Genomic DNA, 2,116 nt, shown 5'->3' with positions numbered 1-2,116 from the left:
TTGGGAGGATCGCGAGCAGACGCTGTTCCGCTCGACCGCGGTCGGCGACGACATGGACCGGGCGCTGGTCAAGTCCGATGGCTCGTTCACCTATTTCGCCGCCGACGTCGCTTATCTCAAGGACAAGGTCGATCGCGGTTTCGTCGACCTGATCTATGTGCTCGGCGCCGACCATGGCGGCTACGTCAAGCGGCTGGAGGCCCTGGCGCGGGCGATTGCCGGCGACGAGGTGAAGCTCACTGTCCTGCTGTGCAATCTGGTCAAGCTGTTTCGCGAGGGCGAACCGGTGCGCATGTCGAAGCGGTCGGGCGATTTCGTGACGCTGCGCGAAGTGGTGGAGGAGGTCGGCCGCGACGCGATCCGCTTCATGATGCTCTACCGCAAGAACGATGCGCCCCTGGATTTCGATTTCGCCAAGGTGACCGAGCAGTCCAAGGACAATCCGGTGTTCTATGTCCAGTACGCCTCGGCGCGCTGTCATTCGGTGTTCCGGCAGGCGAGCGAGCAACTGGGCGAAGCCAATTTCGACCGCAACAGCCTGGCGTCGGCCGCGGCATTGCTGACCGACGAGGGCGAGATCGGCCTGATCCGCAAGCTTGCCGAATACCCGCGGCTGATCGAGTCCGCCGCCCTTGCGCTCGAGCCGCATCGGCTGGCATTTTACCTCTATGATCTGGCCTCCAGCTTCCACGGACACTGGAACCGTGGCACGGATAATCCGGACTTACGTTTTGTTAAGGTTAACGACCGACAATTGACGCATGCCAGACTAGGGCTGGTGCAGGCTGTTTCGGACGTTTTGACGTCCGGCCTGACGTTGATCGGAGCCGCCGCGCCCACCGAAATGCGTTAGGTTTGACTAAATAACCTGTCACCTTTTGCCCACATTGCGCTGGTAAGGGCCAACCCTACGCGACGTCCATGGCGTCCGAATGAGTGCGAGTTCGGGAACAATAATGGCAGACAGAACCCAGCTGAGAGTAGCCGACAACAACGACATCGCTGACGATGATCCGTTCGCGGAACTGACCAGGATCATGGGATTCGACCCGCGCCAGCCGGTCAGGCCGCAATCGCCCGCCCAGCCGCAGGCCCCAGCCGCCGATCACGGGCTCGAAGAGGGCGATTTCGATATCGATCTCGAGAAAGAAATGATGGGCGAGTTCGGCGCTGACGACAGCGACGCCGCTCCGGTTGTTCAGGCTCATGAGCCGACCTTCGTGCATGAGCCGGCATTCGAAGCGGCTGACGCCAGCGCGATGGACGATGAGCTTTCGGTGTCGCTCGACGACGATTTCCAACTGGACATGGCTGAGATAGACGATCACGTGGCCGGCGCCAGCCATGCGGTCGCAGCTGAAGCGGCGCCGTCCGTCGAGCCGGCTTTCGCATCTGATTTTGACGATGCCGTCGCCGGTTCGCTTGAGGACGTCTCTCCCTTCGAGGACGATCATTCGATGGCGGACGAGCTGGCCATTTCGCTCGACCAGGATCTCCGGATCGATGAGGAAGCCGAAGAGGCCCAGTACGCTGAAGAGGCCCAGTACGCCGTTGCCGACACGCCTGCTTCTATCGAGCCAGTTGCCTCCGATGACGAATTCGACGATGCGGTGGCAGTCTCGCTTGAAGACGAGCTGGTGCTCGACGACCATTCGGCGGCCGAACAGTCATTCATGGCCGCCGAGCCCGTCGAGTATCCCATGCCGGAGCAGGCGGCGCGTGACGGGCATGCAATTTCCGATGAGAGCTTTGCCGGCCATTTCGACGACGCGATGGCTGATGTCGACATGGATTTCGACGTTCGCGCGGATGAGCCGAATGCCTTCGACGAGCCGCACGCGCATGATGCGCTTGTCGATATCACTGACGCGAACGGCGATATTCCCATCCCTGAAGGCATGTCGGACGATGCTTTCGACCTAAGTTTGGACGACGCGTTTGCCGAAACGGCCGAAGAGCCGGTCGCCGAGGTTGCTGCCGCTACGGTCCAGCCGGCGGCGCCAGAGGCTCATGTTGCGCCGGCGGCGCATGCCCCGGCCGCGGACGAACGGAGCCTGGAAGACGAGTTGAATGCGCTGCTGGGTGCCATGACGGCGCGCACGGCGCCGGTGGCCAG

Annotated in this window: 2 protein-coding genes and 1 pseudogene; 2 read left to right on the top strand and 1 reads right to left on the bottom strand. The window is 62.1% G+C overall.

Annotation, left to right across the window (positions count from 1 at the left end; translation table 11 throughout):
- Window positions 1-853, top strand: an 853-nt coding sequence (locus tag EOD15_RS33265; protein WP_127409240.1) for a DALR anticodon-binding domain-containing protein, incomplete at its 5' end; no start/stop codon positions are given.
- A gap of 55 nt (window positions 854-908) precedes the next feature.
- Here EOD15_RS33265 and EOD15_RS36075 read toward each other — a convergent pair.
- Window positions 909-1,328, bottom strand: coding sequence for a hypothetical protein (locus EOD15_RS36075; protein WP_185929148.1), 420 nt, complete (start codon window positions 1,326-1,328; stop codon window positions 909-911).
- Between EOD15_RS36075 and EOD15_RS33260 the strand changes: the two are divergent.
- A pseudogene (locus tag EOD15_RS33260) lies at window positions 1,278-2,116 on the top strand (SPOR domain-containing protein); the annotation flags it as partial. The gene EOD15_RS36075 and the pseudogene EOD15_RS33260 overlap by 51 nt on opposite strands.

The sequence above is a fragment of the Mesorhizobium sp. M7A.T.Ca.US.000.02.2.1 genome, from assembly GCF_003996995.1.
Classification (GTDB): domain Bacteria; phylum Pseudomonadota; class Alphaproteobacteria; order Rhizobiales; family Rhizobiaceae; genus Mesorhizobium.
This window is presented reverse-complemented; position numbering and strand designations above follow the sequence as displayed.